Genomic DNA, 26,507 nt, shown 5'->3' with positions numbered 1-26,507 from the left:
ATTTTAATTGATCAATAATTATAATGGCTATGAGAAAAGTCTTATTGATGAGTATGGTGTTCCAGCTTTGTCTGGCCGGCGCATCCCGGGCGCAACAAACGATCCGGGGTGTTGTCAGAAATGCGGTTACAGGCGAAACCGTTGCCGCTGTTTCGGTAGGTGTTCAAAATGCATCCGGAGGAACTTATACCAACGACCGGGGCCGGTTTGCATTACATACACAAAAAGTTTTGCCTTTAACCCTGCTGGTGTCCTCTGTTGGGTATGAACCCCGGGAAATGGTTGTGTCGGACGCCCGGCAGCCGCTGGAGGTATTGCTGAGTCCCGCTTCTGTTTTGGGAACCGAGGTTGTTGTGTCCTCCAGTCGAACCCGGCAGCAGAAACTGGCCTCGCCGGTAACAATTGAACAACTCAGCAGTAAAGCTATTGCTAATGCCCCGCAGTTAAATTATATGGATATGATGCAGGGGCTGAAGGGGGTGGATGTAACGGTATCCAGCCTCGGATTTACCAGCGTTACCACCCGGGGCTTTAATACCAGTGGCAATACCAACTTTACCCAGATTGTAGACGGTATGGACAACCAGGCACCGGGATTGAACTTTCCCCTGGGATCCGCTATTGGGCTTACCCAGCTGGATGTTGATAATATTGAATTGCTCTCCGGGGCTTCCTCCGCCTTATACGGCTCACGAGGGTTGAACGGTACCATGGTGATGACGGGCAAAGATCCGTTCAAATACCAGGGGCTTAGCCTGCTGGTGACCCAGGGTGTTAACCATATTAAAAGCAAGAAAAGCAATGACCCTGTGGGGGCGGCTCCTTATTATGACTGGACCCTGCGCTGGGCCAAAAAGATCAATGAAAAACTGGCTTTTAAGGTAAATATACAATACACACAGGCGAAAGATTGGGTGGCTACCGATACATCCAATAAGAATGGTTCGGGCAGCCGTTTTACAGATCCAAACTATAATAGCCCCAACTATTATGGCGGCGCCACATCGGTAGACATCAACCCCTTCCTGGAAGCCGCCCGAGCCATGGATGAATCGATGGCCCCGCTCATTGACCCCCTGCTGCAAAAACCGAATTATGTGGCGCGTACGGGTTATGCTGAATATGGATACCTGGATAACAATGCAAAACTCCTGAAAACAAATGCGGAACTCCGGTATTTTATTACACCTAAAACGCAGCTGATAGCATCGGGTACCTTTGGTACCGGCAGCGTGGTGTACACCAATGATACCCGCTACCAGATAAAAGATTTTAAGGTGGGGCAGTACCGCCTGGAGGCCCGGGGCGACAAATGGTTTGTGCGCAGCTACACTACCCAGGAAAACTCGGGGAATACGCTGATTGCCGGACCAACGGCGCAGTATATCAACGAAGCCTGGAAACCCAGCTATGATGAAACGACCATGGATGGCTGGTACCCCCAATATACCATGGGACTGCTTACCGCTTTGGCAGGCGGGGCCGACCTTACCAACGCTCATCTTGCGGCCAGGGCTGTGGCTGACGAAGGACGGCTGGTGCCCGGCACTCCTGAATTTGAAGCGTTGAAGAGCAAGATCTCCGGTACACCGATCTCCGAAGGGGGGACCCTGTTCCTGGATCGCAGTAAATTGTACAATACCGAGGCGCAATATAATTTTGCCGGCCTTATTCCTTTTGTAAATGTTATTGCCGGCGCCAACTGGCGGTTGTACAATCTGAACAGTAAGAACACCCTTTTTCCGGATGATGATAAACCCATCCATGTAAATGAATACAGCGGCTATCTGCAGCTATCAAAAAAGATGATACAGGAACGGCTGAGCGCAGCGGCTTCCTTCCGCTATGATAAAAACACCCTGTTTAAAGAGCCGAAGGTTACCTCAAGGGCCTCCCTGGTATTTGAAGCGGCTTCCGAGCACTATATCCGCTTCTCATATCAGAATGCCTATAGCTTTCCTTCCAATATTCAGGCATTGCAGAACACGCTGAACGGTTACAATAGTTATTCTTCCGGCGGCTCCTCATTTTTGCTGAATGGGAAGTATAAATTTGACCAGTACCCGCCTTACACACTCGGCAGCGTAGAAGCGTACCAGCAGTCCGGTGATCCTTCGGCCTTAAAACAGTTTATATACAATGATATTAAGCCGCAATCCGTAGATGCCTTTGAGTTGGGTTATGCTGCCCTGATCGGCAAACGGGTATTGATCGATGTATTGGGCTATTATTCCCAGTGGAAGAATTTTATCGGGTATGCCAATGTAGCCAACACGCCCGGTACCCAGGATCCCGAAGCTTTCAAAGATCACAGCAAGTACATCCAGTATAACATCGCCTTTAATGGCGGGGAGCGGGTGAATACCTACGGTTATGCGGCCAGCGTGAGTGTGGATCTGAACCGTAACTTTCTGGCGAAAGTGAATTATTACTCCGATTATCTTAAAAACAGGAATAACAGCCAGGTGAATAATTTTAATACACCGCATTATCATATCAATATGGAATTTGGGAATAGCGGTATTGGTAAAAAACAGCAATGGTCCTTTAATACCGCGTTGCGCTATAAACCCGGCTATTTTTATGTTGTATCCGGGGGGCTGGCACAGGGTACGGTACCAGCTTCTGCAGTCATTGATGCCCAGATCAGTTATAAATTGATCAAAGCGCATTCTGGCATCCGGATCGGCGGTACCAATATTACCAACCGGTACTACTCAACAGGAATCGCCAACCCGGCCATCGGCGCTGTTTACTATGCTACTTTTGCGTATAATATTTTTTAAATCATAAACCCTGCACAATGAATCGCATCTTCAAAAATAGTTGGTATGGTCTCACCATCCTGGCATTTGCAATGCTCGTTTCCTGCAAAAGCCCTACCGGAAAAGAAGCGCAGCAAGCCTATATACATCAGCTGGTTTTTGCACCCGGTGATGAAGCCAAAGTATTGGAAGCACTGCTAACGATTAAAGACAGTTCCAGCGTGCTGCTTAAGGCGGGCGTATACAAATTTGATAATTTAAGTATTGTAAAAGCAAAACAGATACAGTTAAGGGGAGAGGGGAAAGATAAGACCATTCTTGACTTTTCTGCCCAATCGCAGGGCGGGGAAGGGATCCGGGTTACGAATGTTTCCGGCTTTGCAATTTCGGATATGACCATCCGGGATTCTAAGGGCGACCTGTTGAAGATCAATAAAAGCCGCGATGTAGTTATAAAAGGGTTGAGTGCCATTTGGAAATCCTCCGATTCTACCAGCGGGGGCTACGCCATTTACCCGGTGCTGTGTAAAAATGTGTTGGTTGAAGATTGTTATGCGGAGGGCGCCTCCGATGCCGGTATTTATATAGGACAGTCGGATAGCGCCATCGTGCGGCAATGTAAGGCGGCTAAAAATGTGGCGGGCTGCGAAATTGAGAACACTACGCATGCCGATGTTTACAACAACGAATTTTATGATAATACTGCAGGCTTTCTGGTATTTGACCTTCCCGGCCTGTCGCAAAGAGGCGGGCATGTAAAGGCTTACGATAATTATTTGCATGATAATAACCGGATCAATTTTGCGAAAGCCGGCAGCTTTGGCACTTCCTGGGGTGTGGGCAATGCAGCACCCGGAAGCGGGGTTATTATCCTGGCCACCTCCAATGTTGAATTGTACCGGAACCGGATTGTCAATAACAATTCATCAGCCATCACCATTGCCTCCGGATTTGCAGTGGGCGAAACCCCGGACAAGATCAATGACCAGTATTTTCCCATACCGCAAAATATTAAGATTTATGAGAACACACTCGAAATGGGCCCTGCTTTTCCGGCGCCTACGGCATTGCATCATATCGGAAAATTATTGATCGGCATCGAGCAACAGTTGAATCAGCAGGATCCGGACAGAAAAAACAAACGTATTCCGCTGATCATGTATGATGGCATTTCAACAAATATCCTTACAAAAAAAGTGGAGGCCAACCCGGATAGTATCTGTATCCGTCAACCTGGGGATAATGTATTTGTGAATGCTGACTTTTTAAATATAGAAAAACCTGCGTCCTGGAAGCCTTCAACGGACATGCGTGCTTTTGTTTGCCAATAACGATGTTTTAAAAAACGGTTGAGCGATGCGTAAATATTTTGTTATAACAGCCGGAATACTGGCAGGCCTGGGGATGATCCTTTTTCAGCGATGTAAGGGAAAGCCGGCTGCAAAAGAAAACCAAACCCAACAACGGGGTTTTGAATTCCGGGATAAACTTTCTGACTATGGCTTTTTTAAAGGAGCGCTCAGGGAGCTGGACCCGCATCCCGGCGTAGTGCGCTATGAGCTGAGCACTCCTTTATTTACAGACTACGCGATAAAAGACCGGTTCATCGTATTACCGCGCGACAGCCAGGCGCATTATACCGCACGGGGCCCGCTGGGTTTTCCGGATTCGACCATCATTGTCAAAAACTTTGCCTACATCAATGAACGACATCAGAAAGTGCTTATAGAAACACGGCTGCTGGTAAAGGACCCTGCCGATCATGAATGGAAGGTCATGAACTATTTGTGGAACAGGGAACAAACAGAAGCCCTTAAACATATTACCGGCGCCCGGGTACCGATACGGCTCCTGGATGATGATCAGCAATTGGTTACTACCGTGTACCAGGTGCCCAATACCAATGATTGCAAACGCTGTCATACCCAGGACGGGCAGTTGCTGCCGATAGGCCCCAAGGCCCGGAACCTGAACTTTTCCCCGGCTTTTCTAGGGCATAATCAGCTTACAGATTGGGCCACCAGGGGGCTGCTGGCCGGCCTGCCGGATTTGAAAACCGTAGATCAGCTTCCTGCCTGGAACGATGCCGGGCATTATACGCTGGAACAACGGGCGCGCGCCTACCTGGATATGAACTGTGCACACTGCCATACGCGCGCAGGCGATGCCTACAACACGGGTTTGTTCCTGGAATATGGGCAAACAGATCCACATGCACTGGGTGTATTGAAATCACCGGTGTCGGCAGGTGGCGGTGCTGGCGGGCTTAATTATGATATTGTGCCCGGCGATGCCAAACATTCTATCCTGGCCTACCGGATGAACAGTACAGAGCCTGGAACAGCCATGCCCGAACTGGCGCGAACCGTTATTCATAAAGAGGGGGTTAAACTGATTATGGATTGGATCAATGCCATGCCGGCAAAGAAATAAGCGCCTGCATTACTTCCTGCTCACAAGATAGCTGCCTACTTCTTTTCCAGAGTCATCCAGCATACTTACCCTGATTTCCTTTTTGGTAGCGTTGACCCGGGTAATGGTTCGGGTGCCTTCCCGGGGACCTCCGCCAATGATAATGGGGTAGTGGTTGGCTTTTTTATCCGGCGCATGCACTTTATAACGGTGGGTATGCCCGCTTAGTACAAGATCTACTTTTCCCTTGTTTAATAGCGGCTCAAAGACCTCGGTACAATGTACCGCACCATGTGCATCGCCCGAGTAGCGGGGCGGTATGTGCATCAGCACAATACGGAAGGGGGCATTTTTAAATGCCTTGCGGCTGATCTCCTCTTCAAGCCATCGGGCCTGCTCCAGGCGATAAGCGTCAAAGTCCACAATGCCGGCATAAACAGGATGTGTGTCTTCCTTGTCCTCACCGGTGTCGAGGATCACAAAACGGACCGGTCCCACGGTGAAAGCAGTATAGCCTACATGATGAAAATAATCGGCAAAGTCACGGGCAAATTTCCCCCGGGTTTCATGATTGCCGCGTACATACACGAAAGGCAGGCTTTTTGCAAACAGGTCGATGCAAGGCTGCAGCATATGATCAATGATCTGTTGCTCATTGGTCTGGTAATCGAATATATCCCCGTTAAAGAACACAAAATCCTTTTGATGGTCTTTGACCAGGTTCAGCAGATGCGGAATGGATTGGGGCCGGTCGTGGATATCGTTCAACATTACAAAGGCAACATTGTCTTTTGTTGAGTCGGTATTGACAAATGATGCCGCAGCGCCCGTTACGGTTTCGCCATAGGTAAGTTTGTAAGGCTGAAAGTCTTTTATTTCCTTTGAAACGATTTTGTAATGGTAAGTAGCGCCGGGTTTTAAACGCTCGAGCGTTACGCAGTTAATTCTGCCGGCAGGTTTTAGGCCGAGTTCGCTTTTGCCAAATGCTTTTTGATCCAGGTTTTCCGCGGAATTGCCATATTCTACCCAGCTGGCGGCATTTTTATTGGTGATCCATAGAATGGAGATGCTATTTCCAAAGTTGGTTTGCAGATAGGGGCCTGCAAGGATCCTGAGGCTTTCCTCCAGCGGGTCATTGCCGGCGGCAAGGGCTTTTTGGGGATTCAGCAGCGCCAGCCCGCCAATAGCTAATCCGCCTTTTAAAAAGGAACGTCTGTTTGCTTTCATTGCTTGCTCTTTCATAATAATCGTTATATTGTTGATTGTTGGCAAAAATGAGGTATTTATTGTTCATTTCGGAAAGAATCAGGCAATCTCCAGCAGGGTTTGCTTTAGTTCGTTGAAATCTTCCGGCGAAATGGCGACCAGGTAAGCAAAAGACCCATTGGTAAACCTGCGCTTGACCAGATCCGATAAATAGTCACTGGCCGAAGGAGACAATTTCTTTTCGGAGGCGTGTAAAAACACGTAGGAAAGATTATTATTAACGTGCCGGGGTTGAACTACAAGCTTGTAGTAGTACATAAACAGAAGTTTTAGCAAAGTTAATGAAAACGCCGGTCATAAAGGGGGCAAGAATACCCATTACGGCCTGTTCCGCTAACAGCGGTAATATGAAAAAAGGCCGCGAATGCAAGCTTCGCGGCCTTTAATAAATTTGTTTTCAATCTGTTTGTAGCCTCGACAGGAATCGAACCTGTATCTGGAGCTTCGGAAACTCTTATACTATCCATTGTACTACGAGGCCATCGTGATCAAGGGTCGGCAAATATAAAGAACTTTATTGCAAACGCACATGAAATTTTTCGTTCATAAAATACACAAAGATGAATGAAAAATTTTATGTGCCTGCCATTTGGCCAAAAACAATAATAAATACACAGGAGAATTGCACCAAATTATTGTGTGTGTTGGAATAACCCGGTTGCATTGGACGCAAATATCTTGATTGCGATGGCAAGGAGGATGACGCCAAAAAATTTCCGGATCGCTATAAGACCGCTCGGTCCTAATAACCTGGATAGCCGGGTGAGCGATTTCAACACAATATAAATAATGAGCAGGTTGAGCAAAATGGCAATGAGGATGGTGACTTCTTTGTAATTGGCCTTCAGCGACATAATAGTGGTAAGCGTGCCTGAGCCCGCAATAAGCGGAAAAGCCAGGGGTACCAGGGTAGAGGCTTTTACATCGCCATCTGATTTAAAAAACTCTACGCCCAGCACCATTTCCATGCCCAAAATGAAAATAACGATGGACCCGGCTACCGCAAAGGATTTTACATCCAACCCCAGCACATTCAGGATGGGGGCGCCCAGGAAAAGGAACAAGATCATCAATGAACCCGCGATAATGGTTACTTTAAACTCCCGGATACCGCCGATCTTGTTTTTCATTGATATGAGGATGGGAATGGAGCCGATAATATCAATGATCGCAAAAAGCGTAAAAGTAACTGTCAGTATCGCCTTGTAGTTTAAAGAATCCATGCTGGTGATTTTTGCAAAGGTAGTTACAAGGGCTCTATACTTCGCTTCGATAAATCGGGGAATGAATTAGTGATAGCGAACCGATTCACTTTTTTATCCCGTGATCAGTATAAGTTAGGAAGCCGGAAAGTTGTTTGTCCGTTGCCATCCGCCGCTCCAGCTAAGGATAACGGGTATTTTACAGCTCAAGGGTAAAACCTCCGTTTACAAGGAGCGGGATGCTGTTATAGCCGTAAAGATCAAAGAACTTTTTGTTAAACAGATTTTGCGCATTTACAAAACATTTGAACTGTTGGTTGAACTGGTAGCTGGCGTCTGCCTGGAACAGGATGTAGGGGGAGAGACGGACGTCCGGCACCTGGTAGCCGCCAACATCGTAGCGGGCACTTACATATTTGGCTCCTGCAGATACATTCAGTTTTTTGCAGAACAGGTAAGATGCCTGTATATTTATACGGTGTGCCGGCCTTCTCAGGAAATACGCGTAGGAAGTGTCGGCATTGCTGATCCGGCTTTGCAAGGTTTCTTTCCCATACATATAGGTATAGTTACCATCGATTACAAGATTTTTTGCCGGCTGCCAGTTCCATTCCGTTTCAATTCCGGTTACTCTTTGTTTTATGAAGTTGAAGTATTTGTTGGTAGAGTAGTTATAGTCGATGCCATTTTTTATATTACGATGAAAGAATGCAAAACGGCCGCTGATGGTGGTAAAGCGGGTCTGGGTGCCGAGTTCATAGTTCTCTGATTTTTCTGCTTCAAGCCCGCTATTGCCGCTGTAATTATCGTAGATCTGGTAAATGGATGGCGCCTTATACCCGGTAGCCATACTGGCGTAAACCTGTATATGGGAGTTGATATTGTAGGAGGGGTTAATGGTATATGTGGTGTTGCTGCCATATCTGGAGTGATGGTTGAAACGTCCTCCCAATTCAAGATGCAGGGTATTGCGCCGGTTTTTAAAATAAAGAGATGCGTAGGCAGATTCCTGGTGCAGCGCCGCCGTATCAAAGCGGCTGCTGTAGGGCCCGTAGCTACTTATGGAAAGATAGTCCTGGTTCATTTTGGCCCACCGGTAGTCGCCGCCTGCAAGAACCGTTAGCCACACTGTGGGGGTAAGATGGGTATAGAGCTCTGCAAACTGGGTGCGGGCGCCGTATTGATTCCTGAGATATTTATTGGTGCTTCCCGGGGCCGATCGGGCACTATCTTTTAAATAGTTTCGGTAAACTTCACCGTATTGATAGTTGCCGGTGATTCGGGCAATTCCTTTTGCAAATTCAAAACCAGCTCCTGTATTAAGCGCCTTGTTGCGGATATTATAATCCAGTTCGTCCATGAAGGTGCCGGCGTCAATGGCCGATTGGTAGCGGCTGTATTGTACGAAGGAGCTGGCTTTTAGAAAATGCCCCAGCTGCTGCTGCAGACGCGCATTCATTACATCGCCGTTGTAGCCGTCCTTATCAAAGTTTTGTTTGCCGGTGCTGTCGTAGGCCGATGAAAAACCTTTGGTGTACAGTTTAGCATAGCGGGTGGTATATGTGAGCCCCTTTGTTTTTCCAAATACCTGTACATTGCCCCGCGCGGTGGTGTTGGTGCCAATGCTGCCGGTGAGCCGTGCATTAACGGGTTTGGAAATATTGTTTTTAACCGTTATGATGTTAATAGCGCCCGCGATGGCATCACTGCCATAAAGGGTGGATTGGGGTCCCCGGCAAATTTCAATCCGTTCTACCTCGTTGATGGAAATCAGGTTAAGATCGTATTCGTTGCTGATCATAGAGGGGTCCGAAACGGGTATTCCATCGATCAGCAAAAGGGTTCTGCCGCTGTTGGCGCCCCTCATGTACAGGGTTTGTACACTTCCCTGGTTATTGAGTGCGCCGTTAATGGTAATCCCTGCCTGCTCGTTTAGCAGTTGGGCTACCGTTTTACCCGGACTTTTATTGATCTGATCCCTGTCAATGACTGTAATGGCTTTGCCTACTTCATCCATTTTTTTGGGAAACTTTGTAGCTGTTACGGTAATACTATCGAGGGTAGTACCCTGTTGCGACCAAAGTATGCTACTGTAGAGAACAGCAGCCACCATAAAAATCTTTTTCATCTTTTAAAATGATTTTAAGTGACTGCTCCCGGTGGAAATAAAAATAATAGAAGATCGTTTGTACAGGAACGGCTTTTGGCTACCTGCAAAACACTGCTAATATTGTACTTTTCTCCCGAAAGCTGAATATTGTTTTTTCCGGAATACACCGGCTGCAGATCGGGCAGGTCTTCTGGCTCAAAATCTTATTGTCCTCCTTCCCATAACAATGTTACAGTGGCAAATGAACAATAATTCAAACGGGGCCGGTTCAAAAATTGTTTTTGATACAGCGCCGTGACTTTTTACAGCTACGGGGATAGCGCCGGACTTACACCGGACTTCCCTTTTCATTCCCGTGGACGGGAAACCAAATCTGGTGCAAATGTAAGGCTCCCCGGTTAATGCACATTATTTTTTCGTCTATTTTTGCCCAATGAAACATCTGTTAGTTGTGTTAACAGTTTTGGGAACATCCTTTGCCGCCAGCAGCCAGCAAAAATGGAGCCTTGAGCAATGCGTGGAATATGCAATAGAAAACAATATATCGGTGAAGCAGGCCGATGTACAGGCCCGTATGGATCGCCTGACGCTGGACCAAAGCAAGGCGGCGCTATTCCCTGCTGCCAACTCGCAGCATAATATGGGGTACCAGTTTGGTCGTTCCATTGACCCCACTTCTAACCAGTTTACCACTAACGAAATCCTTTTGGCCAACCATTCCATTAATGTAAATGTCGACTTGTTTAACTGGTTCCGGAAGCGAAATACGGTGGCTGCAAACGGGTTTGCCTATGAAGCAAGCGCGGCAAAATTTGATAAGGCGCGGAATGATGTGGCGTTGAATGTGGCCAATGCCTACCTGGCGGTACTGCTTTCAAATGAGCAGATCAATGCAGCTTCAGTGCAGTTGCAGCAAAGTCGTGAACAACGGGATAATATAAAAAAGCAGGTATTGACAGGGGCACTTCCCGAACTGAACCTGGCAGAAATGGAAACACAACTGGCCAACGACAGCGCTACGCTGATTGGCGCCCGGACAGACTACCGGTTGCGACTCCTCCAACTGCAGGCCTTGCTGAATTTAGATGCGGCAGCAGTTTTTAATATACAGGCGCCTCCTGTAGACAGCATACCGGTGGAGCCGCTTTCGGAACTGGAACCGGCGGTAGTTTTTAACGCTGCACTGGCAAACCTGCCCCAACAGAAGATCAATGAGCTGAATGTGAAGGCCGCGGCTAAAAATGCGCAGGTGGCAAAAGCGGCCATGTACCCCTCACTGGGGCTTGCCGGGGGGCTGGATGCCAAGTATTCCAATGCGCAGAAGCTTATTCCCAACGCTTACAAGACGGGGATTGTACCGATTGGCATAGTAGCATTGAATGGAGCAGACTACCCGGTGAGTTCGATTGGGCCGCAAACCTACCCCATCAGCTTTAAAAAAGGGAACTATTTTAACCAGCTTTCGGCAAACTTCAGTCAAAACCTCGGCATTGGGCTAAGCATCCCGATCTTTAACGGCAACCAGGCTCGTACCAACTGGAAAAAAGCAAAGCTGAACGTAGAAGTGCAGGAGCTGCTGCTGGAGCAGGATGCCCAAACGCTGAAACAGGATATTTACCAGGCGCATACCAATGCGGTAGCGGCCATCGAAAAATTTCATGCTGCGCAGATTGCCGTTGCTTCCGCACAAAAAGCCTATGATTTTGCCCGCAAACGGTTTGACGTGGGGTTATTAAAACCAATCGACCTGATTACGAATCAGAATAACCTGTTCAAGGCAAAAATCAATATGCTTTCGGCCCGGTATGACTATGTATTTAAGCTCAAGCTGCTGGAATTTTACAAAGGATATGGTATTAAATTGCATCGTTAATGGACGTTTTGTTTAAATTTTGATCATGAAAAAAAAGTGGAAGCGGGTTTTGATAGTGGCCGCCGGCGTGTTGGTACTGCTGGTTTTGTATGCAGTGTTTTCCAATAAAAATAAAAACCTGCTAAAGGTTTCTGCTGAGAAAGCAGCCATCCGTTCAATTACGGAAACAGTCGCAGCCAGCGGACAGATTTACCCTGAGTATGAAGTGAAGATCAGCCCCGATGTCAGCGGTGAAATTACAGAGCTCAATGTTCAGGAAGGCGATAGTGTAAAAAGAGGGCAGGTGTTGGCCCGGGTGTATGCCGATAATTATGCCCTGGACCGGGATGAGGCTTCGGCCCGCCTAAGGCAATCGCAGGCAAACGTGGCCAATAGTCAGGCGGCCCTGGGGGTTCAGAAAGCTGCCCTGGAACGCGCGAAGCAGGCTTATAGCAGGAACAAACAGCTTTATGAAGAGCGTGTTATTTCGAAGGCTGAATTTGAACAATATGAAACCGACCTGGCATCCGCCAAAGCCAGTTATAATGCAAGTTTGCAGAACATACGCAGCCTGCAGGCCGGTGAACATTCTTCTCAAACAGGTTTGGTAGCAGCTAATAAGGTGCTGGGCCGGGCTACGATTACGTCCCCGATTAACGGTACCATTTCTTCATTGAAGGTTGAAAAAGGTGAACGGGTTGTGGGCACGGCTCAGATGGCGGGTACAGAGATGATGACGGTTGCAGACATGAACACTATGGAAGTACGCGTAAATGTGGGTGAAAATGATATTGTAAAAGTAAGCATCGGTGATGATGTGTCGATCGAAGTAGATGCGTATAGCGGGCGCAAGTTTGCAGGCATTGTTACAAAGATTGCGAGTAGCGTGAAAAGTGCTTTGGCCACAGGTACGGCAACAAGTAACGATGTTACCAATTATGAAGTGCGCATCCGGATCGATAAAAACTCCTACCAGGATCTGGTGGATCCGCAACACCCAAGGAAGTTTCCCTTTCGGCCGGGGATGAATGCCAGCGCAGAGATCCGAACCAAACGGGAGGAAAATATCATTACCGTTCCGATATCTGCTGTAAACGCAAGAGTAAAGGGAAGCGATAAAAGCCTCAGCGACACCCGTAAAGAACAACAGGCACAAAAGGGTGATGAGAATAATAATAATACGGATAATGGCAATACCGCCGGGGAAATGGAAGAAGTAGTATACCTGCTTATGAAAGATGGGCTGGTAAAAAAGCGGATCGTAAAAACCGGGATACAGGATATCAATTATATAGAGATTACCAGCGGGTTAAAGGCGGGCGATGAAGTGGTAACGGGGCCCTACAGCGCAGTTAGCCAAACGCTGAAGGATGATGCCCGGGTAAAAGTGGTACCTAAGGAAGAATTGTTTAAAGCAAAGTAATACATTCGTAAGAGATCACGGGTAGCGAGCAGGTAAGAAAGAATCAATGTCGTTTCCCCAAGCAATTTTTATGATTGTTGCAGATGGCTGATTGCTCCTGCAGCCTTAAGGAAACGACATTGAACAGGGAGTAGTCAAAAGTCAATAGCTATAGACCATAGCAATGCTCAGATCCCCGGCACCGGGTCTAAAATCCGAAACTCAGCCCAATATTCCAGTTGATTCCCGCCTGTGGAAAATAGTAATTTTCCGTAGTGTAAGCGCCCTCGTATAAATAGCTATAAGTATAGCCATTATTTTCATACTTCTTATCTAAGAGATTGTTCACCATCAGGATGATGCCGATGCTCTTAAATGTTGGGGAGCTGGTCTGGTAACGCAGGCGAAGATCCGTTAGTGCATAGGGGTTGATGCTTTTTCTTAGGTCTGATGCATTGTCGAGGTATTGCCGGCCAACATATTTTTCCAGGATGTCGATAAAGAAATGGTGGCTGCCGGTAATTTGATAAAAGGGCTCAAGAGTGGCGTTGGCACCGGCAATCGTATTGGGCGAAAAAGAAATATCGGTATTGCGGTACACTGCGGTTAGCTGCCCCCCGTTGTCGTAATCATCGGCATACTGGGTAAGGGCCTTTATCTTGTTTTTGCTAAAAGTGGCATTGGCGTTCAATTGCAACCACTGCAAGGGCTGCAGGCCGGCAGAAAACTCCAGGCCTGCACGGTAGCTTTCCGGTACATTGGTGCGTGCGTAGGCGCCTACATCATTGATTTTTCCGGTAAGGATCAGCTGATCTTTATAGCGCATGTAATACCCGTTAACCCCGGCCTGGAACCGGGGGGTGCGGTATTCATATCCCGCCTCTATGTCCTGTAATTGTTCAGAGCGGGGTTTTTCATTTTCAGATGCTTCAAAGTCATCCCGGTTGGGTTCTTTATTGGCCAGGGCAAAAGATGCATACACTTTGCCGGAGGCGTTGCTGCCATGGGAGATGAAATAGCTCAGTCCCACTTTGGGGTTAAAGAACTGGTAGGTGTTTTGGATGGGAGGAAGGGCGGGCGATTTGCGAAATCCATTGATTGTATAGGCTACATTACGGTATTGCAGATCTGCGAAGCCATATAGATCTGAGAAAAATTGTTGCTGTAGTTTTGCGTAGAAATTGAAATCTTTTTTAAAAGCGGTAAGGTTGTACCACCGGTGGTCCAGCGGAACGCCGTATTCGGCCCACTTTACAAAACCATAATGCCGGGCATCATACTGTGTATAGGCGCCCCCAAAAACAAAATTGGTAACAGCGGTATTGTAGGTTGTTGAAAATACCGAACCATAGTAATAGTTGTCAAGCCATAGCTGGCGGGTAAGGTTTACATTGTCCACGGTATCGCCCGGTGCCTTTGTATAGTTGGGTAACCCATAGTCAGCAAAGGGCTCGTCTTTTTTGTATTCGTTATAGTACCCCTTGCCTCTTGTTAAAAAGGTTCCTATATTCAGGTTCCAGCTATTATTGATTTTTTGATTCAGGAACAGCTGGTAGTAGTCCTGCCAGTAGTTATCTGTTTGGTCTTTGTAGTAAACGCCTTTACTGATGGCTCCAAGTGTGTTGGTATTTCTGCCTTGCTGCTCCAGCTCTTTCTGATAATCTATTTCCTGGTCCTGACCGGTAAAAGCAATGCCCAGCCCGTTCCATGCCTGGCCGGTGCGTTCTTTACCTGTAAGGTAGTTGAATTTGATATGAGTGGCTTCGTTCTTTGAGGCCCAGGAGCCAATCACATGCGCCGCCAGCAGGTCAGAGGACGCGCGCTCAATAAAGCCGCTGGAGCTGAGTTTAGATAATCGTACATCAAACCGGAATCCGCCTTTTAGTAAACCGGTACCTGCCTGCAGGGTATGCTTCCAGGTATTGAAAGACCCGTATGAGTTGCTAATAGAAACACCCGGTACAGGGCTTTGTTCAAGATTTGAGATGTTGATGGAGCCGCCAAAGGCACCGGAGCCATTAGTGGATGAGCCCACCCCCCGCTGTATCTGTACTGTTGTGGTAGAGGAGGCCAGATCGGGCAAATCTACAAAAATAGCGGCCTGCGATTCGGCATCATTTACCGGGATGCCGTTCATGGTTACGTTAATCCGGGTCATATCAGTCCCCCTGATCCTTAGTGAAGAATAACCCACGCCTACGCCATCATCGGAGCTCACTACCAGCGAAGGTGTCTGGTTTAACAGGTAGGGCATGTTTTGACCCAGGTTCTGTTTTTGCAGTTCGGCGGAATGGAGGTTGGACGTGGCAAAAGGCGCTTTGCTGCTCAATCGCAGGGAGCGTACCTCAACGGGCGACAGCAGATAAAAGCTGTCTGTTTTTGCAATTGCAGAATCTTTTTGTGCAAAAGAAAGTTGCGCTGCCAATACCAGGCAGCCGGATAAAAACATCCTCTTCATTTGTTTTTTTAGTTTTTAGACCCCTTTGTTTTGAGGGGTGGGTAAAAAAATAATGAGAGGGAAATGCTGAAAAGAAAGGAGCCATCCTTCCCTGCGCAGGCATTACCCTGATCAGGTTTACGGGTATTATCTCAGCCTTTTCTTCCGCTGCTGGCGAAAGTTGAAGCACCCCGGGAACCTGCCCCGCCACTGGCGGAGCATTAAAAATTGCTATTTTAAAAGAACGGCGCGAAGTTATAAAAAAATTATTATAAAACAATCGGGTTGGCTGCTGTTTTGTAGCGATAACCAGTTAACTTTGCGCTGTTAGTTTGAATTGAATACATTTTGTAATGTTTTACCCCTTGATCTGTTAGGCAATTATTGCATCTGATTTTTTAGGCCGTTTCTTACACTGTTTTTTTTTCAACCATTTTTTATTTTAAATTTTTTCATTTTCATGAACATTTATGTTTCAAACCTGAGCTTTATCGTTCGCGATGAAGATCTTCGTGAATTTTTTGTTGAGTATGGCGAGGTAAGCTCTGCAAGAGTTATTATGGACAAGGCAACCGGCCGTAGCCGTGGTTTTGGTTTTGTTGAAATGCCCGATGATGAAGCGGCGCGTAAAGCCATTAAAGAACTGGATGGCGGTACTGTAGATGGCCGTGCCATCAAAGTAACCGAAGCCCGGCCCAGGGAAGAGAAGAGCAGCAATGCGCGCTCTTATGCCAGCAAATGGTAGGCCCGTTTTTACAATAAAACATTGATTACTGCAATGAAGATCCGTCCGGATCTTGTTGCGGACTCATAAAGAGAATGTCAGAACCGTTTCTATGCGGGTATGACATTTTTTTTTATGGGCAGTACCGTTGGATACATAAGAATGGGTTTAAAAAATGAAGTATTTTATGAGATTGTTTTGTGTATTCAGATTTTTGTTCTATATTTGCAGTGCGAGGTAGAGCAGCGGTAGCTCGTCGGGCTCATAACCCGAAGGTCCCAGGTTCGATCCCTGGCTTCGCAACTAAATTAAATCCCGCTTTTAAGCGGGATTTTTTGTGTGCCCTATTTTCAGCGGGCAAAAAATGGATGTTTTAAATCCTTCCTTCCCGTAAATCAGTGAGACTCCACTTTTGGTGGAGCTTTCTTATTTTTGCAGTCATGAAGTCCGGTTTTGTAAACATATTTGGAAAGCCCAATGCGGGCAAAAGCACCTTGCTGAATGCGTTGATGGGGGAGAAGCTGGCCATTGTTTCATCCAAAGTACAAACGACGCGGCATCGCATTAAAGCGATCCTGACGGAGCCGGAGTACCAGATCATTTTTTCGGACACCCCGGGTATCATTGAACCCCGGTATAAATTGCACGAGAAAATGATGCAATCCGTTAAAAGCGCATTGGAGGACGCCGATGTGGCATTGCTGATGGTGGATGTGAACGACAATTGGGAGGAAAGCGACCAAATTTTTTCCGGGCTGCGGCTTCGGGTTCCCTGCGTGTTGGTCATCAATAAGATAGACAGGGCGCCGGCAGAAAAAGTAACGGCCTGTATCGATTATTTCAAAGACAAGCCCTATGGCAAAAAAGTAGTGGCCATCTCCGCCCTGAAAGGAGCGGGCATCGACCAGTTTATTGGGCCGGTGGTGGAATTGCTGCCGGAGGGAGCGCCTTTTTACGATTCGGATGATATCAGCGACCTGCCCACAAAGTTTTTTGTGAGCGAGCTGATCCGTGAAAAAATCTATGAAGTGGCCCAGGATGAAATTCCTTACCATACCGCCGTTTTAATAAGAGAATTTAAGGAAAAGCAAACCCTGGTAAAAATTGTTGCAGATATCATCGTGCACCGGGAAACCCAGAAGGCGATCCTGATCGGCGAAAAGGGTAGTATGGTAAAAAAGATCGGCATGGCTGCCCGGAAGGATATCGAGGCGTTTTTGAACCAAAAAGTGTTTCTGGAGTTATTTATAAAGGTGAAACCTAAATGGCGCGACAATGAATTGTACCTGAAAGAGTACGGGTACGGTTCCTGATTGGCCTAAAGGTTAAAAAATCCCCAAAAAATAAAATTGCAGGACTGACAATATTTTAGCATATTTGTTATTAAATATTTTTTTGCCTTGCCCGTAAGGCTCATTCGAAAAACAAAATTTGCGTTGCTTCACGGGTGAAGTAGCGGGGAGAATTTAAAAAGTTAAATGGCAGTACCACAAAAACCAGCCTACAGACCGCCTGGCACAGGATTCCGGCCGGGAGGCGGCAATAGTAACAGACCTAAAGGCTTCTTCAAAGGACGGTTTCAACCGCAGAAAGAAGCAGAACACCGCATCAATCAATTTATTCGGGTTCCCCAGGTAAGGCTCGTTGGCGACAACGTGGAGCAGGGGATTTACACTACTCAGGAGGCGCTGAAAATGGCCCAGGATCAGGAATTGGACCTGGTGGAAATTTCTCCGAAAGTAGATCCGCCGGTTTGCCGTATCATCGATTATAATAAGTTCTTATACGATAAAAAAAAGAAGGACAAAGAACTGAAAGCCAAAAGCAAGGCCACTGAAATCAAAGAAATCCGTTTTACACCTAATACGGATGAACATGATTTTGACTTTAAGGCCAAACATGCAGAAGGTTTTCTGAAAGATGGTAATAAGGTGAAAGCCTATGTACAGTTTAAAGGAAGAGCGATCCAGTTTCAGGACCGCGGTCAGTTGCTGTTACTGAAGTTTGCAGAACGGCTGGCCGATTTTGGAACCCTCGAGAATCTTCCCAAGCTGGAAGGACGTCGGATGCTGGCGATGATTGCCCCCAAACCGGCAAAAAAGAAATAAGGATTTTTTAATTGTTTTTATCGTAAGAGCCTCGTTCCTGCAACGGGGCTTTTGCGGTTTTTTTTTGCCCTGGTGGCGTTGTTTCCTGTAGCGGTGCGCGGATTATTTCGCTGATTTTCGCAGAAGGCTGGTCTTTGATGGGATTGCCCGGCTATGGGGTCAAGCAGATCTGTTTGAATAGGAGAGCTGCCATTTCTCTACGTTGTTGCTCCGTTGCGTCTTTGCGTGAAATTTTTGTGATTTATTCGGGCATACAAAAGGGCTGTCTCAAATATTTTTGAAACAGCCCTTGTTTATCGAATGTTGATAACCTAAGCTTCCATATATGCCTCAACCGGTTCGCAGGTACAAATAAGGTTCCGGTCGCCCAGCGTGTTGTTAACGCGGGCAACGGAAGGCCAAAATTTATTATGTCCCACGTAGGGCAGGGGGAAAGCGGCTTCTTCCCTGGTATAGCTGTGCAGCCAGTTGCTGGTGATAACTGCTTGTTGGGTATGCGGAGCGTTTTTTAGCGGGTTGTCCTTAATATCCCATGCTCCTGATTCTATTTTTTGTATCTCTTTCCGGATCTGCTGCAGCGCATCACAAAAACGGTCCAACTCTGCCTTGTCTTCGCTCTCAGTGGGTTCAATCATGATGGTGCCCGGAACGGGAAAGCTCATTGTAGGGGCATGAAACCCGTAATCCATTAGCCGCTTAGCCACGTCTTCGGCTTCTACCTGTGCTGTTTTTTTGAAGGGACGCAGATCCACAATAAACTCGTGGGCGCATAGGTTGTTATCGTTGGTATATAAAATATCGAAGTCCTCCGCCAGGCGTGCCCGCATATAATTGGCATTAAGAATGGCGTACTCGGTTGCCGCTTTTAGTCCCTCTGCTCCCAGCATCCGGATATAAGCATAGGAAATCAGCAGGATGGATGCAGAGCCGTAAGGGGCGGCGGATACCGCACCTTCATGGATAGCGGCATGATCTGGTTGATGGTTTTGCCCGTTGCCGTTCAGCGCAATTGTCTTGGCCCTGTGCAAGGATACATGGCCGGGCAGATGCCGTGCCAGGTGCTCTTTTACGCAAATAGGTCCCATACCCGGACCGCCGCCGCCATGCGGGATGGCAAAGGTTTTATGCAGGTTGAGGTGACAGACATCAGCTCCGATCAGGCCCGGCGCCGTAAGCCCTACCTGGGCATTCATATTGGCGCCGTCCATGTATACTTGTCCGCCGTTTTCGTGTATGATCCGGGTAATCTCTTTTACCGTTTCCTCATAAACCCCGTAAGTGCTTGGGTAAGTGATCATGATCCCAGCCAGCGTGTTCTGGTATTGCTGCGCTTTTGCTTTGAGATCTTCCACATCAATATAACCGTTCTCCAATGCCTTTACTACCACCACTTTCATACCGGCCATTACTGCCGAAGCAGGGTTGGTGCCGTGTGCGGAAATGGGAATCAGCATCACGTTTCGGTGCGGGTTCCCCTGTGCTTCATGATAGGCTTTGATGGTTAACAGACCAGCATATTCGCCCTGGGCGCCACTGTTGGGCTGCAGGCTGCAGGCATCAAAGGCCGTGATCTGGCACAGGTACTGGCTTAGTTCCTCCACAATCTGCCGGTAGCCACCTGCCTGGCTGGCTGGTGCAAAAGGGTGTATATTGGCCCAGTGCGACCAGCTTAAGGGAATCATTTCCGTAGCAGCATTCAGTTTCATGGTGCAGCTTCCCAAAGAGATCATTGAGGTGTTCAGGGAAAGGTCTTTATTCTCCAGGTATTTTATATAACGCATCATCTTGCTTTCGCTATGATAGGTATTAAATACCGGATGGGTAAGATAAGTCGACGTCCTGTAAAGCACTTCCGGGATATGGCGTAGGGTTTCTGCTGAACTTAAAGAGAACGAAACAGGGTCTGCATCGTTCTCGAAGCAGTTGATCAGGTCGTACAGGTCTTCAATAATGACGGTTTCATCAAGGGAAATGCCGATATGCTGATGGTCAATCTGCCGCAGGTTTATTTTTTGTTGTTCTGCCTTTTCTATAATGGGGGCTATATTCGGTACCTGTACTACAATGGTGTCAAAGTAGTGATCGTTCACCAGTCTGAAGCCCCGTGCTTCGATGGATTCTCCCACAATTTGGGTGTAGATCGCTATCCGTTCTGCAATAGTTTTAAGCCCCTGCGGACCATGGTATACTGCATACATAGCCGCCATATTGGCCAGCAGGGCTTGCGCGGTACAGATATTGGAAGTAGCTTTTTCGCGTTTGATATGTTGTTCGCGGGTTTGCAACGCCATGCGCAGTGCGCGATTGCCATTGGCATCTTCGCTGATACCGATAATGCGCCCGGGTATGGTACGTTTAAACTCATCGGTGGCCGTCATAAAAGCTGCATGAGGGCCGCCATAACCCAGCGGAACACCGAAGCGCTGAGCGGAGCCAACAGCTACATCCGCGCCCAGCTCCCCGGGAGGGGTTAGAAGCGTTAAAGCCAACAGGTCGGTAGCCATGGCAATATAGCCGCCGGAGGCGTGTACCGCTTCAATAAAGGCGCGATAATCCTCAATGCTTCCTTTGTTGTTGGGATATTGCACCAGGGCGCCAAAAAAGGCATCTGTTATCGATATGGTTTTATAATTACCTTCCACGATTTCAATACCAAAAGGTTTTGCACGGGTGTACAGCACATCTTTGGTTTGTGGAAACAGATCGGTGTCGATAAAGAATTTTGGTTTTTGAATATTTTCACTACGGTTCTTCAGATGAAAAAACATGCCCATGGCCTCAGCCGCCGCAGTTGCTTCATCCAGCAGTGAAGCATTCGCCAGTGGAAGCGCGGTCAGATCGCTGATCACCGTCTGAAAGTTGAGAAGGCTTTCCAACCGGCCCTGTGAAATCTCTGCCTGGTAAGGCGTATATTGGGTGTACCATCCCGGGTTTTCAAAAATATTGCGAAGGATAACAGAAGGGATAATAGTACCGTAATATCCCTGCCCGATATAGTTATGAAAGATCTTATTTTTTAGCGACACATTTTTAATATGACGCAGGTATTCATTTTCGCTCATCGGTTTGGGAACGTTTAATCCCTGTTGCATCCGGATATCTGGGGGAACTGTTTGCGCTGTCAGCGTATCCAGGTTGTCAAGGCCGGTTTGCGCCAGCATTGTTTCCGTTTCTTTTTCGTTGGGGCCGATATGGCGTCTTAAAAACTCTGTGGATTGAGCGTCTAAAATATTCATATAACTTCTTAAGTATTAAAGTATAATTGAAGGTGCGCAAAGGTACACGCATTTTGTGAAAAAAAAACGGCTGAGGGTTACAGGGAGTGGCAGGGGCTACAAGCCTGGAGCTCTTGTTGTTTCTGCTTTTTTGCGAGCTGTTCAACTATTTATCTTGTTTTTGTTCGTTCATTTATTGAAGCTTGTTTTTTGTTGAAAATTTTCAAAAACTGACTTGAAGAAACGCGGATGATTCAACCGTTTGCGCATCGGACGGAATCTGTTAAAAAAGGCACGGCATAAAAAAACTGCCCCGGTACCGGAGCAGCCTTATGAATTCGTTTGTCTTAGAAGCTGTTTATTTCGTCTTCTCTAATGAAGTTCTGATCTTTTTAATAAAGTCGATGGAAACCTCTGTCAGATCAGCAATTTGCTGGTCAGTAAAATTCAACTTCACAATCAGATTACGTATGTAATCGCTCTTTGCCTCCTCCAACCCTTTCGTTCTTCCCTTTGCCATCCCTTTTTGTATGCCTTTTTCCATTCCTTCTGCTGTACCCTTCGCAATGCCGATGGCCATGCCTTCCGATATGGCTTTCTCCTTGGCAGTTTTTAATACAGCATACTCCGTCCACCGGTCTAAAACGTCTTTCTGGAATAACATATATTCCTCCTTTTTTAAGTTAGCTACCTCTGCTATTTCAAACACCTGCTGAAATGTTTCTTCCTGTAAAGTTAATGGAATTTCTTCCATAGTAGCCATGCTTAAAGATACGATTTAACAGCTAATTTTGCAATTATTAAACAGCATGGATCAGGATCATGGCAACAGGTAAATTACAGGGGTGGGAAAAAACATCCAGGGAACATAAGAAAGCATATCAGCAATTTTTGAAACGCGCAGATAAGAACAAGGTGCTGCGGCAATTGCCGGCTTTGCATGACGCGGCATTTAAGGCGGTGGATTGTCTGACCTGCGCCAATTGCTGTAAAAATTATTCTCCCCGTTTTAAAACGCCGGATATAAAAAGGATCGCGCGGGCATTGGGGATGAAAGAAAGCGTTTTTATTGCTACTTATCTGAAAGTAGATGATGAAGGAGATTTTGTTGTGCAGCAATCTCCATGTCCCTTCCTGAATACCGACTATACCTGCGCCATTTATGAAATGCGTCCCTCAGACTGCGCCCGGTTTCCCTACACAGACGAAGATGTACTGATCAAACGACCGGCGCTTACATTAAAAAACAGCGAGTTTTGTCCTATCACGTATTATGTGTTGGAAAGGCTGATAGCAACTCCCCTTAATAAATAATGTTTTTTCTGTTGCGTAGCGGAGATGCGCCTGCCGGATGTTTCCTGGTACGGCTCCATTCCGCTCCGTGCCGATAGCGGCCCGTATTATTTTGGAAAGGAATTTTTGGCCGGTGTTTTTTACGCAATCGTTGCCGGGGTGCCGGTGTAATTGCTATCTGCTTTATTTTAAAGGAAATATGCCAATCGTTTCAACCATACAGATGACTAAAAACCACATGGGAATACGCTGAGCGCAGCGTATCGTGGGTGAAACAGCCGTATTTTTGAAAAGCATGTTTTTGTCTTGATGATGTTGAAATTCCACATGAAATATGGTGCAATGTGGGTCATGGACGGGTTGATTATTTGTTAAATTTACAATTAATTGTAAAAGTCAGGACGGTTCAGGACGGATAACAAAAAAAACAAATCTATTTTAGCGCTCCTGCTTGCCGGTTGGAGCATGGTTTATTAAATCGGGAATTATGCAACGGATTGCTTTTAAAATGAAATTATTCAAAGGATATGAAGCTGAGTATAAAAAACGACACAATGCTTTGTGGCCGGAATTACAGGAACTGCTAAAGCAAACGGGGATTAGCGACTATAGTATTTTTTTGGATGAGCAAACCAATGACCTGTTGGGTATATTGAAGCTGGAGCCCGGATCTACGCTGGACCATCTTCCTGCTCATCCGGTAATGCAAAAGTGGTGGGCTTTTATGCGCGATATTATGGAAACACATGCGGATTTTTCGCCGGTGTCAATTCCGCTCCGGGAAGTTTTTTATATGGAGTAAAGGTCGCCTGCAGAAAACAATCCTCTTTGAGGAGCAACTGAACGACCGTTAAAATGAAGTTTATTATGAGGAAAACGATATTTGTATGCATTGCCTGTTTTAGTATACTGGCGTTGCCGGCACAGATTAATTGGCCAAAGGCAACCGCCACCAATAAACCCTGGACACGCTGGTGGTGGGAGGGGAGTGCGGTAAATGAGGAGGGGCTTCGCTGGAACCTGGAGCAATACCGGGAAGCAGGTATTGGTGGTACGGAAATAACGCCGATCTACGGCATTCATGGGCAGGAACAGAATTTTGTTGATTTCCTGTCGCCCCGGTGGATGGAACTGTTTTCATTTACACTTAAAGAAAGCAAACGCCTGGGCCTGGGCGTAGACCTGGCCAATGGTACCGGTTGGCCTTTTGGCGGCCCCTGGGTAAAAGATGCAGATGCCAGCAAGTCCATTTATCTCAAAACGTATTCTTTAACCGCGGAGCAACAACTCAAAGAGCCTGTGGTATATGTGCAGGAAGGCTTTGTGCGTACCGCTAATAATAAAACGGTAGCATTGAGCGCGGTGCGGAACCCGGTTTCAGACAATAAAAACCTGCAGGAATTAGCATTGGATCAGGTACAGTTTCCGGGGAAGCTGCCCTTAAAGGCATTGGTTGCTTATCCCGAAAAAGGAGCACCGGTGGCGCTTACAGGACGGGTGGATGCCTCCGGGAAACTGAGCTGGACAGCTCCTGCTGCGGGCAAAAACTGGACATTGTACGCATTGTTTGAAGGGCTGCATGGCAAAATGGTAGAAAGGGCCGCTCCGGGTGGTGAAGGATACGCTATTGATCATTTTTCGAAACAAGCGGCACTGAACTATTTTAAACGGTTTGATCAGGCTTTTAAGGGGTACGACATTGGTTACCTGCGTTCTTTTTTTAATGATTCGTACGAAGTAGACGATGCACGCGGTCAGGCTAACTGGACGCCAACGTTCCTCAGTGAGTTTAAAAAACGAAAAGGCTATGATCTGTTGAACCAGTTGCCCGCGCTTTTTGGTAAAGATCATGCCGATAAGAACAGCCGGGTGATCTATGATTACCGCTCCGTAATCGATGAGTTATTGCTGGAGCATTTTACCGTAGAATGGAAAAAGTGGAGTGATGGTAAAGGCAAAATGCTGCGTAACCAAAGTCATGGATCACCGGCCAATACACTGGATCTGTACAGCGTGGTGGATATACCGGAAACAGAGGGCAATGATATCCTTCGGTTTAAGTTTGCAACTTCTGCTGCAAATGTTACCGGCAAGCAACTGGTTTCATCAGAATCGGCCACCTGGCTTAATGAACACTTTCTTTCGTCCTGGGGCGATGTGAAAAAAGCAATTGACCTGTACTTTCTCGGCGGCGTAAATCATATATTCTATCATGGCATGGAATATTCCCCCAGGACGGCAGCCTGGCCCGGCTGGCTGTTTTACGCAGCCGTGCATTTTCAGCCAGTGAACCCGCAATGGAAGGATTTTCATGCGCTTAATACCTACATAACCCGTGTGCAGAGTTTTTTACAGAAAGGCAGGCCCGACAATGATCTCCTGCTTTATTACCCCATCATCGACCGCTATTCAGAGCCGGGAAACGCTCTGCTACAGCATTTTGACGGGATGGAAAAGAATTTTGTGAACACAGCATTTGAAGCGGTATCGAAGGATATGATTGAAAAAGGGTATGGCTTTGATTTTTTTTCGGACCGGCAGTTACAACACTTCGCCTTTACGTCTGGTAATATTGTCAGCGGAGGAAATCAATACCGGTCGATACTATTGCCCGCCAATCATTTTATTACGGATGAAAGTTTTGAAAAGTTGCTCTCCTTAGTAAAAGCCGGCGCAACGTTATTGGTATATAAGGAACTGCCGGTCGATGTTCCGGGGCTATATCAACTGGATAGCCGGCGTAATAGATTGGCCGGTCTTACCCGTCAGCTTCGGTTTACATCCCAAGGTAATACGAAAAAGGCGACAATAGGTAAAGGGGCAGTTTGGATAAGCGAAGATCTGGATGCCCTGATGCAGGCGGGCTCGGTGCGAAAGGAAAAACTGGATGATAAGGATATTTATATCCTGCGGAGGAAAAACGCAGATGGCAGGGTCTATTTTATCAACAACCGTACTGACCGGCAGGTTGAGGAGTGGGTGACTCTCAAAAACGATGCGACATCAGTAGCCCTGCTGGATGCCATGAGCGGTGCAAAAGGGTTGGCCCGCTGGCGTAAAAAAGAAGGTGCTGTTGAAGTGTTGGTCCAGCTAGAGCCTTATGCGTCCTTGCTGATCCAGCTTTTTGATACGGACCGTAAGGGCGACCCTTTCCCCTATCAGGATAGGAGTGGAGCCCCGGTTGTTATCAAAGGAAGCTGGGCGCTTCGTTTTCTTGAGGGAGGCCCCATACTGCCGGCACAGCAAACGATTCAAACCCTGGGCTCCTGGACGGATATGGAAGGCCCGGCAGTCAAAGATTTCTCGGGTAGGGCAAGGTATACGGTCACTTTTAACCGGCCCGGAAATGCTGCCCGGTACCTGTTGAATCTCGGAGTGGTGCATGAAACCGCCGAGGTAATCCTGAACGGTAAGCGCCTTGCCACATTGATTGGGCCATCATTTACTACGGTCATTCCTGCATCGGCATTAGGCAAAACGAACAAACTGGAAATTACGGTAGCCAACCTGATGGCCAACCGGATCGCATATATGGACCGGAACCAGCTCCCCTGGAAGATATTTTATAATACCAATATGCCCGCAAGGCTAAAGGAAAATGTAAAGGATGGATTATTTAATGCAGCAGGCTGGAAGCCGCTGCCCTCGGGGCTTTTGGGGCCGGTAACGCTTACTCCGCTGAAATAGCAGACGGCTTTTGAAGAGGGCGGTATCCTTTTTA

General features: G+C 47.1%; 18 protein-coding genes, 2 tRNA genes and 2 riboswitches. Of the genes, 12 read left to right on the top strand and 8 right to left on the bottom strand.

Features of this window, described 5'->3' with window-relative positions:
* Nucleotides 1-29 precede the first annotated feature (29 nt).
* The 3 genes from GGU45_RS03115 to GGU45_RS03105 are packed head-to-tail and all read left to right on the top strand — an operon-like array spanning nucleotide 30 to nucleotide 5,198.
* Nucleotides 30-2,786, top strand: coding sequence for a TonB-dependent receptor (locus GGU45_RS03115; RefSeq protein WP_435221907.1), 2,757 nt, complete (start codon nucleotides 30-32; stop codon nucleotides 2,784-2,786).
* Nucleotides 2,787-2,803: 17 nt separating this feature from the next.
* The gene (locus GGU45_RS03110) at nucleotides 2,804-4,096 is read left to right on the top strand and encodes a parallel beta-helix domain-containing protein (RefSeq protein WP_435221905.1); all 1,293 of its coding nucleotides are present in this window, start codon (nucleotides 2,804-2,806) and stop codon (nucleotides 4,094-4,096) included.
* 25 nt (nucleotides 4,097-4,121) lie between these two features.
* Nucleotides 4,122-5,198, top strand: coding sequence for an SO2930 family diheme c-type cytochrome (locus GGU45_RS03105; protein ID WP_435221903.1), 1,077 nt, complete (start codon nucleotides 4,122-4,124; stop codon nucleotides 5,196-5,198).
* Between the two features lie 9 nt (nucleotides 5,199-5,207).
* Here GGU45_RS03105 and GGU45_RS03100 read toward each other — a convergent pair whose 3' ends face one another.
* The 5 genes from GGU45_RS03100 to GGU45_RS03080 all read right to left on the bottom strand — a co-directional run bounded on the left by GGU45_RS03100 (nucleotide 5,208) and on the right by GGU45_RS03080 (nucleotide 9,773).
* Nucleotides 5,208-6,404: a purple acid phosphatase family protein gene (locus tag GGU45_RS03100; RefSeq protein ID WP_435221901.1), complete on the bottom strand. Its 1,197-nt coding sequence runs from the start codon at nucleotides 6,402-6,404 to the stop codon at nucleotides 5,208-5,210.
* A gap of 78 nt (nucleotides 6,405-6,482) precedes the next feature.
* Nucleotides 6,483-6,701: a hypothetical protein gene (locus GGU45_RS03095; protein WP_435221899.1), complete on the bottom strand. Its 219-nt coding sequence runs from the start codon at nucleotides 6,699-6,701 to the stop codon at nucleotides 6,483-6,485.
* Between the two features lie 151 nt (nucleotides 6,702-6,852).
* Nucleotides 6,853-6,924: transfer RNA gene (locus GGU45_RS03090), tRNA-Arg, on the bottom strand.
* Between the two features lie 151 nt (nucleotides 6,925-7,075).
* On the bottom strand, nucleotides 7,076-7,666 hold the full coding sequence (locus GGU45_RS03085) for a MarC family protein (protein ID WP_435221897.1): 591 nt from the start codon (nucleotides 7,664-7,666) through the stop codon (nucleotides 7,076-7,078).
* Nucleotides 7,667-7,844: 178 nt separating this feature from the next.
* A complete protein-coding gene (locus GGU45_RS03080) occupies nucleotides 7,845-9,773 on the bottom strand; it encodes a TonB-dependent receptor plug domain-containing protein (protein WP_435221895.1) in 1,929 nt (642 codons plus the stop codon).
* 145 nt (nucleotides 9,774-9,918) lie between these two features.
* Nucleotides 9,919-10,142, bottom strand: a riboswitch (cobalamin riboswitch).
* Nucleotides 10,143-10,188: 46 nt separating this feature from the next.
* On the opposite strand from GGU45_RS03080, the gene GGU45_RS03075 reads away from it, so the two are divergent.
* Both GGU45_RS03075 and GGU45_RS03070 read left to right on the top strand, forming a co-directional pair.
* Nucleotides 10,189-11,628, top strand: coding sequence for a TolC family protein (locus GGU45_RS03075; protein WP_435221893.1), 1,440 nt, complete (start codon nucleotides 10,189-10,191; stop codon nucleotides 11,626-11,628).
* Between the two features lie 25 nt (nucleotides 11,629-11,653).
* Complete coding sequence (locus tag GGU45_RS03070) at nucleotides 11,654-13,030, top strand: efflux RND transporter periplasmic adaptor subunit (protein WP_435221891.1); 1,377 nt, start codon at nucleotides 11,654-11,656, stop codon at nucleotides 13,028-13,030.
* Nucleotides 13,031-13,217: 187 nt separating this feature from the next.
* On the opposite strand, the gene GGU45_RS03065 is transcribed toward GGU45_RS03070, so the two are convergent.
* Nucleotides 13,218-15,467, bottom strand: a complete 2,250-nt coding sequence (locus GGU45_RS03065; RefSeq protein ID WP_435221889.1) for a TonB-dependent receptor — start codon at nucleotides 15,465-15,467, stop codon at nucleotides 13,218-13,220.
* A 71-nt stretch (nucleotides 15,468-15,538) separates the two neighbouring features.
* Nucleotides 15,539-15,650: riboswitch (TPP riboswitch) on the bottom strand.
* Nucleotides 15,651-15,906: 256 nt separating this feature from the next.
* Here GGU45_RS03065 and rbp point away from each other — a divergent pair.
* The 4 genes from rbp (at nucleotide 15,907) to infC (ending at nucleotide 18,278) form a co-directional block, all read left to right on the top strand.
* Nucleotides 15,907-16,191: an RNA-binding regulator gene (rbp, locus tag GGU45_RS03060; RefSeq protein ID WP_435221887.1), complete on the top strand. Its 285-nt coding sequence runs from the start codon at nucleotides 15,907-15,909 to the stop codon at nucleotides 16,189-16,191.
* A 210-nt stretch (nucleotides 16,192-16,401) separates the two neighbouring features.
* Nucleotides 16,402-16,473 (top strand) — tRNA-Met (locus tag GGU45_RS03055).
* Nucleotides 16,474-16,610: 137 nt separating this feature from the next.
* Nucleotides 16,611-17,483 carry a GTPase Era gene (era, locus tag GGU45_RS03050; RefSeq protein WP_435221885.1) on the top strand — a complete coding sequence of 291 codons (873 nt, stop codon included), beginning with the start codon at nucleotides 16,611-16,613 and terminating at the stop codon, nucleotides 17,481-17,483.
* Nucleotides 17,484-17,648: 165 nt separating this feature from the next.
* Nucleotides 17,649-18,278 carry a translation initiation factor IF-3 gene (gene infC / locus GGU45_RS03045; RefSeq protein ID WP_435221883.1) on the top strand — a complete coding sequence of 210 codons (630 nt, stop codon included), beginning with the start codon at nucleotides 17,649-17,651 and terminating at the stop codon, nucleotides 18,276-18,278.
* 311 nt (nucleotides 18,279-18,589) lie between these two features.
* Here the strand turns inward: infC and gcvP are convergent, their stop codons facing one another.
* On the bottom strand, nucleotides 18,590-21,514 hold the full coding sequence (gene gcvP, locus GGU45_RS03040) for an aminomethyl-transferring glycine dehydrogenase (protein WP_435221881.1): 2,925 nt from the start codon (nucleotides 21,512-21,514) through the stop codon (nucleotides 18,590-18,592).
* A 337-nt stretch (nucleotides 21,515-21,851) separates the two neighbouring features.
* Complete coding sequence (locus tag GGU45_RS03035; protein WP_435221879.1) at nucleotides 21,852-22,256, bottom strand: hypothetical protein; 405 nt, start codon at nucleotides 22,254-22,256, stop codon at nucleotides 21,852-21,854.
* 59 nt (nucleotides 22,257-22,315) lie between these two features.
* Between GGU45_RS03035 and GGU45_RS03030 the strand changes: the two genes are divergently transcribed.
* From GGU45_RS03030 to GGU45_RS03020, 3 genes are all read left to right on the top strand, one after another.
* Nucleotides 22,316-22,807: a YkgJ family cysteine cluster protein gene (locus GGU45_RS03030; RefSeq protein ID WP_435221877.1), complete on the top strand. Its 492-nt coding sequence runs from the start codon at nucleotides 22,316-22,318 to the stop codon at nucleotides 22,805-22,807.
* A 466-nt stretch (nucleotides 22,808-23,273) separates the two neighbouring features.
* Entirely contained in the window at nucleotides 23,274-23,588 is a 315-nt protein-coding gene (gene rhaM / locus GGU45_RS03025; RefSeq protein WP_435221875.1) for an L-rhamnose mutarotase, read from the top strand.
* A gap of 65 nt (nucleotides 23,589-23,653) precedes the next feature.
* Nucleotides 23,654-26,473: a glycosyl hydrolase gene (locus tag GGU45_RS03020; RefSeq protein WP_435221873.1), complete on the top strand. Its 2,820-nt coding sequence runs from the start codon at nucleotides 23,654-23,656 to the stop codon at nucleotides 26,471-26,473.
* Nucleotides 26,474-26,507 lie beyond the last annotated feature (34 nt).

It is taken from the genome of Niabella hirudinis (assembly GCF_051201075.1).
In the GTDB taxonomy this organism is placed as follows: domain Bacteria; phylum Bacteroidota; class Bacteroidia; order Chitinophagales; family Chitinophagaceae; genus Niabella; species Niabella hirudinis.
This window is presented reverse-complemented; position numbering and strand designations above follow the sequence as displayed.

Bases quoted from the DNA above. Each gene is read 5' to 3' on its own strand.
- infC (WP_435221883.1), top strand. From the start codon at position 17,649: ATGGCAGTACCACAAAAACCAGCCTACAGACCGCCTGGCACAGGATTC.
- GGU45_RS03085 (WP_435221897.1), bottom strand. From the start codon at position 7,666: ATGGATTCTTTAAACTACAAGGCGATACTGACAGTTACTTTTACGCTT.
- GGU45_RS03070 (WP_435221891.1), top strand. From the start codon at position 11,654: ATGAAAAAAAAGTGGAAGCGGGTTTTGATAGTGGCCGCCGGCGTGTTG.
- GGU45_RS03065 (WP_435221889.1), bottom strand. From the start codon at position 15,467: ATGAAGAGGATGTTTTTATCCGGCTGCCTGGTATTGGCAGCGCAACTT.
- GGU45_RS03035 (WP_435221879.1), bottom strand. From the start codon at position 22,256: ATGGCTACTATGGAAGAAATTCCATTAACTTTACAGGAAGAAACATTT.
- rbp (WP_435221887.1), top strand. From the start codon at position 15,907: ATGAACATTTATGTTTCAAACCTGAGCTTTATCGTTCGCGATGAAGAT.
- rhaM (WP_435221875.1), top strand. From the start codon at position 23,274: ATGCAACGGATTGCTTTTAAAATGAAATTATTCAAAGGATATGAAGCT.
- gcvP (WP_435221881.1), bottom strand. From the start codon at position 21,514: ATGAATATTTTAGACGCTCAATCCACAGAGTTTTTAAGACGCCATATC.
- GGU45_RS03100 (WP_435221901.1), bottom strand. From the start codon at position 6,404: ATGAAAGCAAACAGACGTTCCTTTTTAAAAGGCGGATTAGCTATTGGC.
- GGU45_RS03110 (WP_435221905.1), top strand. From the start codon at position 2,804: ATGAATCGCATCTTCAAAAATAGTTGGTATGGTCTCACCATCCTGGCA.
- GGU45_RS03075 (WP_435221893.1), top strand. From the start codon at position 10,189: ATGAAACATCTGTTAGTTGTGTTAACAGTTTTGGGAACATCCTTTGCC.
- GGU45_RS03115 (WP_435221907.1), top strand. From the start codon at position 30: ATGAGAAAAGTCTTATTGATGAGTATGGTGTTCCAGCTTTGTCTGGCC.
- GGU45_RS03080 (WP_435221895.1), bottom strand. From the start codon at position 9,773: ATGAAAAAGATTTTTATGGTGGCTGCTGTTCTCTACAGTAGCATACTT.
- GGU45_RS03020 (WP_435221873.1), top strand. From the start codon at position 23,654: ATGAGGAAAACGATATTTGTATGCATTGCCTGTTTTAGTATACTGGCG.
- GGU45_RS03030 (WP_435221877.1), top strand. From the start codon at position 22,316: ATGGCAACAGGTAAATTACAGGGGTGGGAAAAAACATCCAGGGAACAT.
- GGU45_RS03095 (WP_435221899.1), bottom strand. From the start codon at position 6,701: ATGTACTACTACAAGCTTGTAGTTCAACCCCGGCACGTTAATAATAAT.
- GGU45_RS03105 (WP_435221903.1), top strand. From the start codon at position 4,122: ATGCGTAAATATTTTGTTATAACAGCCGGAATACTGGCAGGCCTGGGG.
- era (WP_435221885.1), top strand. From the start codon at position 16,611: ATGAAGTCCGGTTTTGTAAACATATTTGGAAAGCCCAATGCGGGCAAA.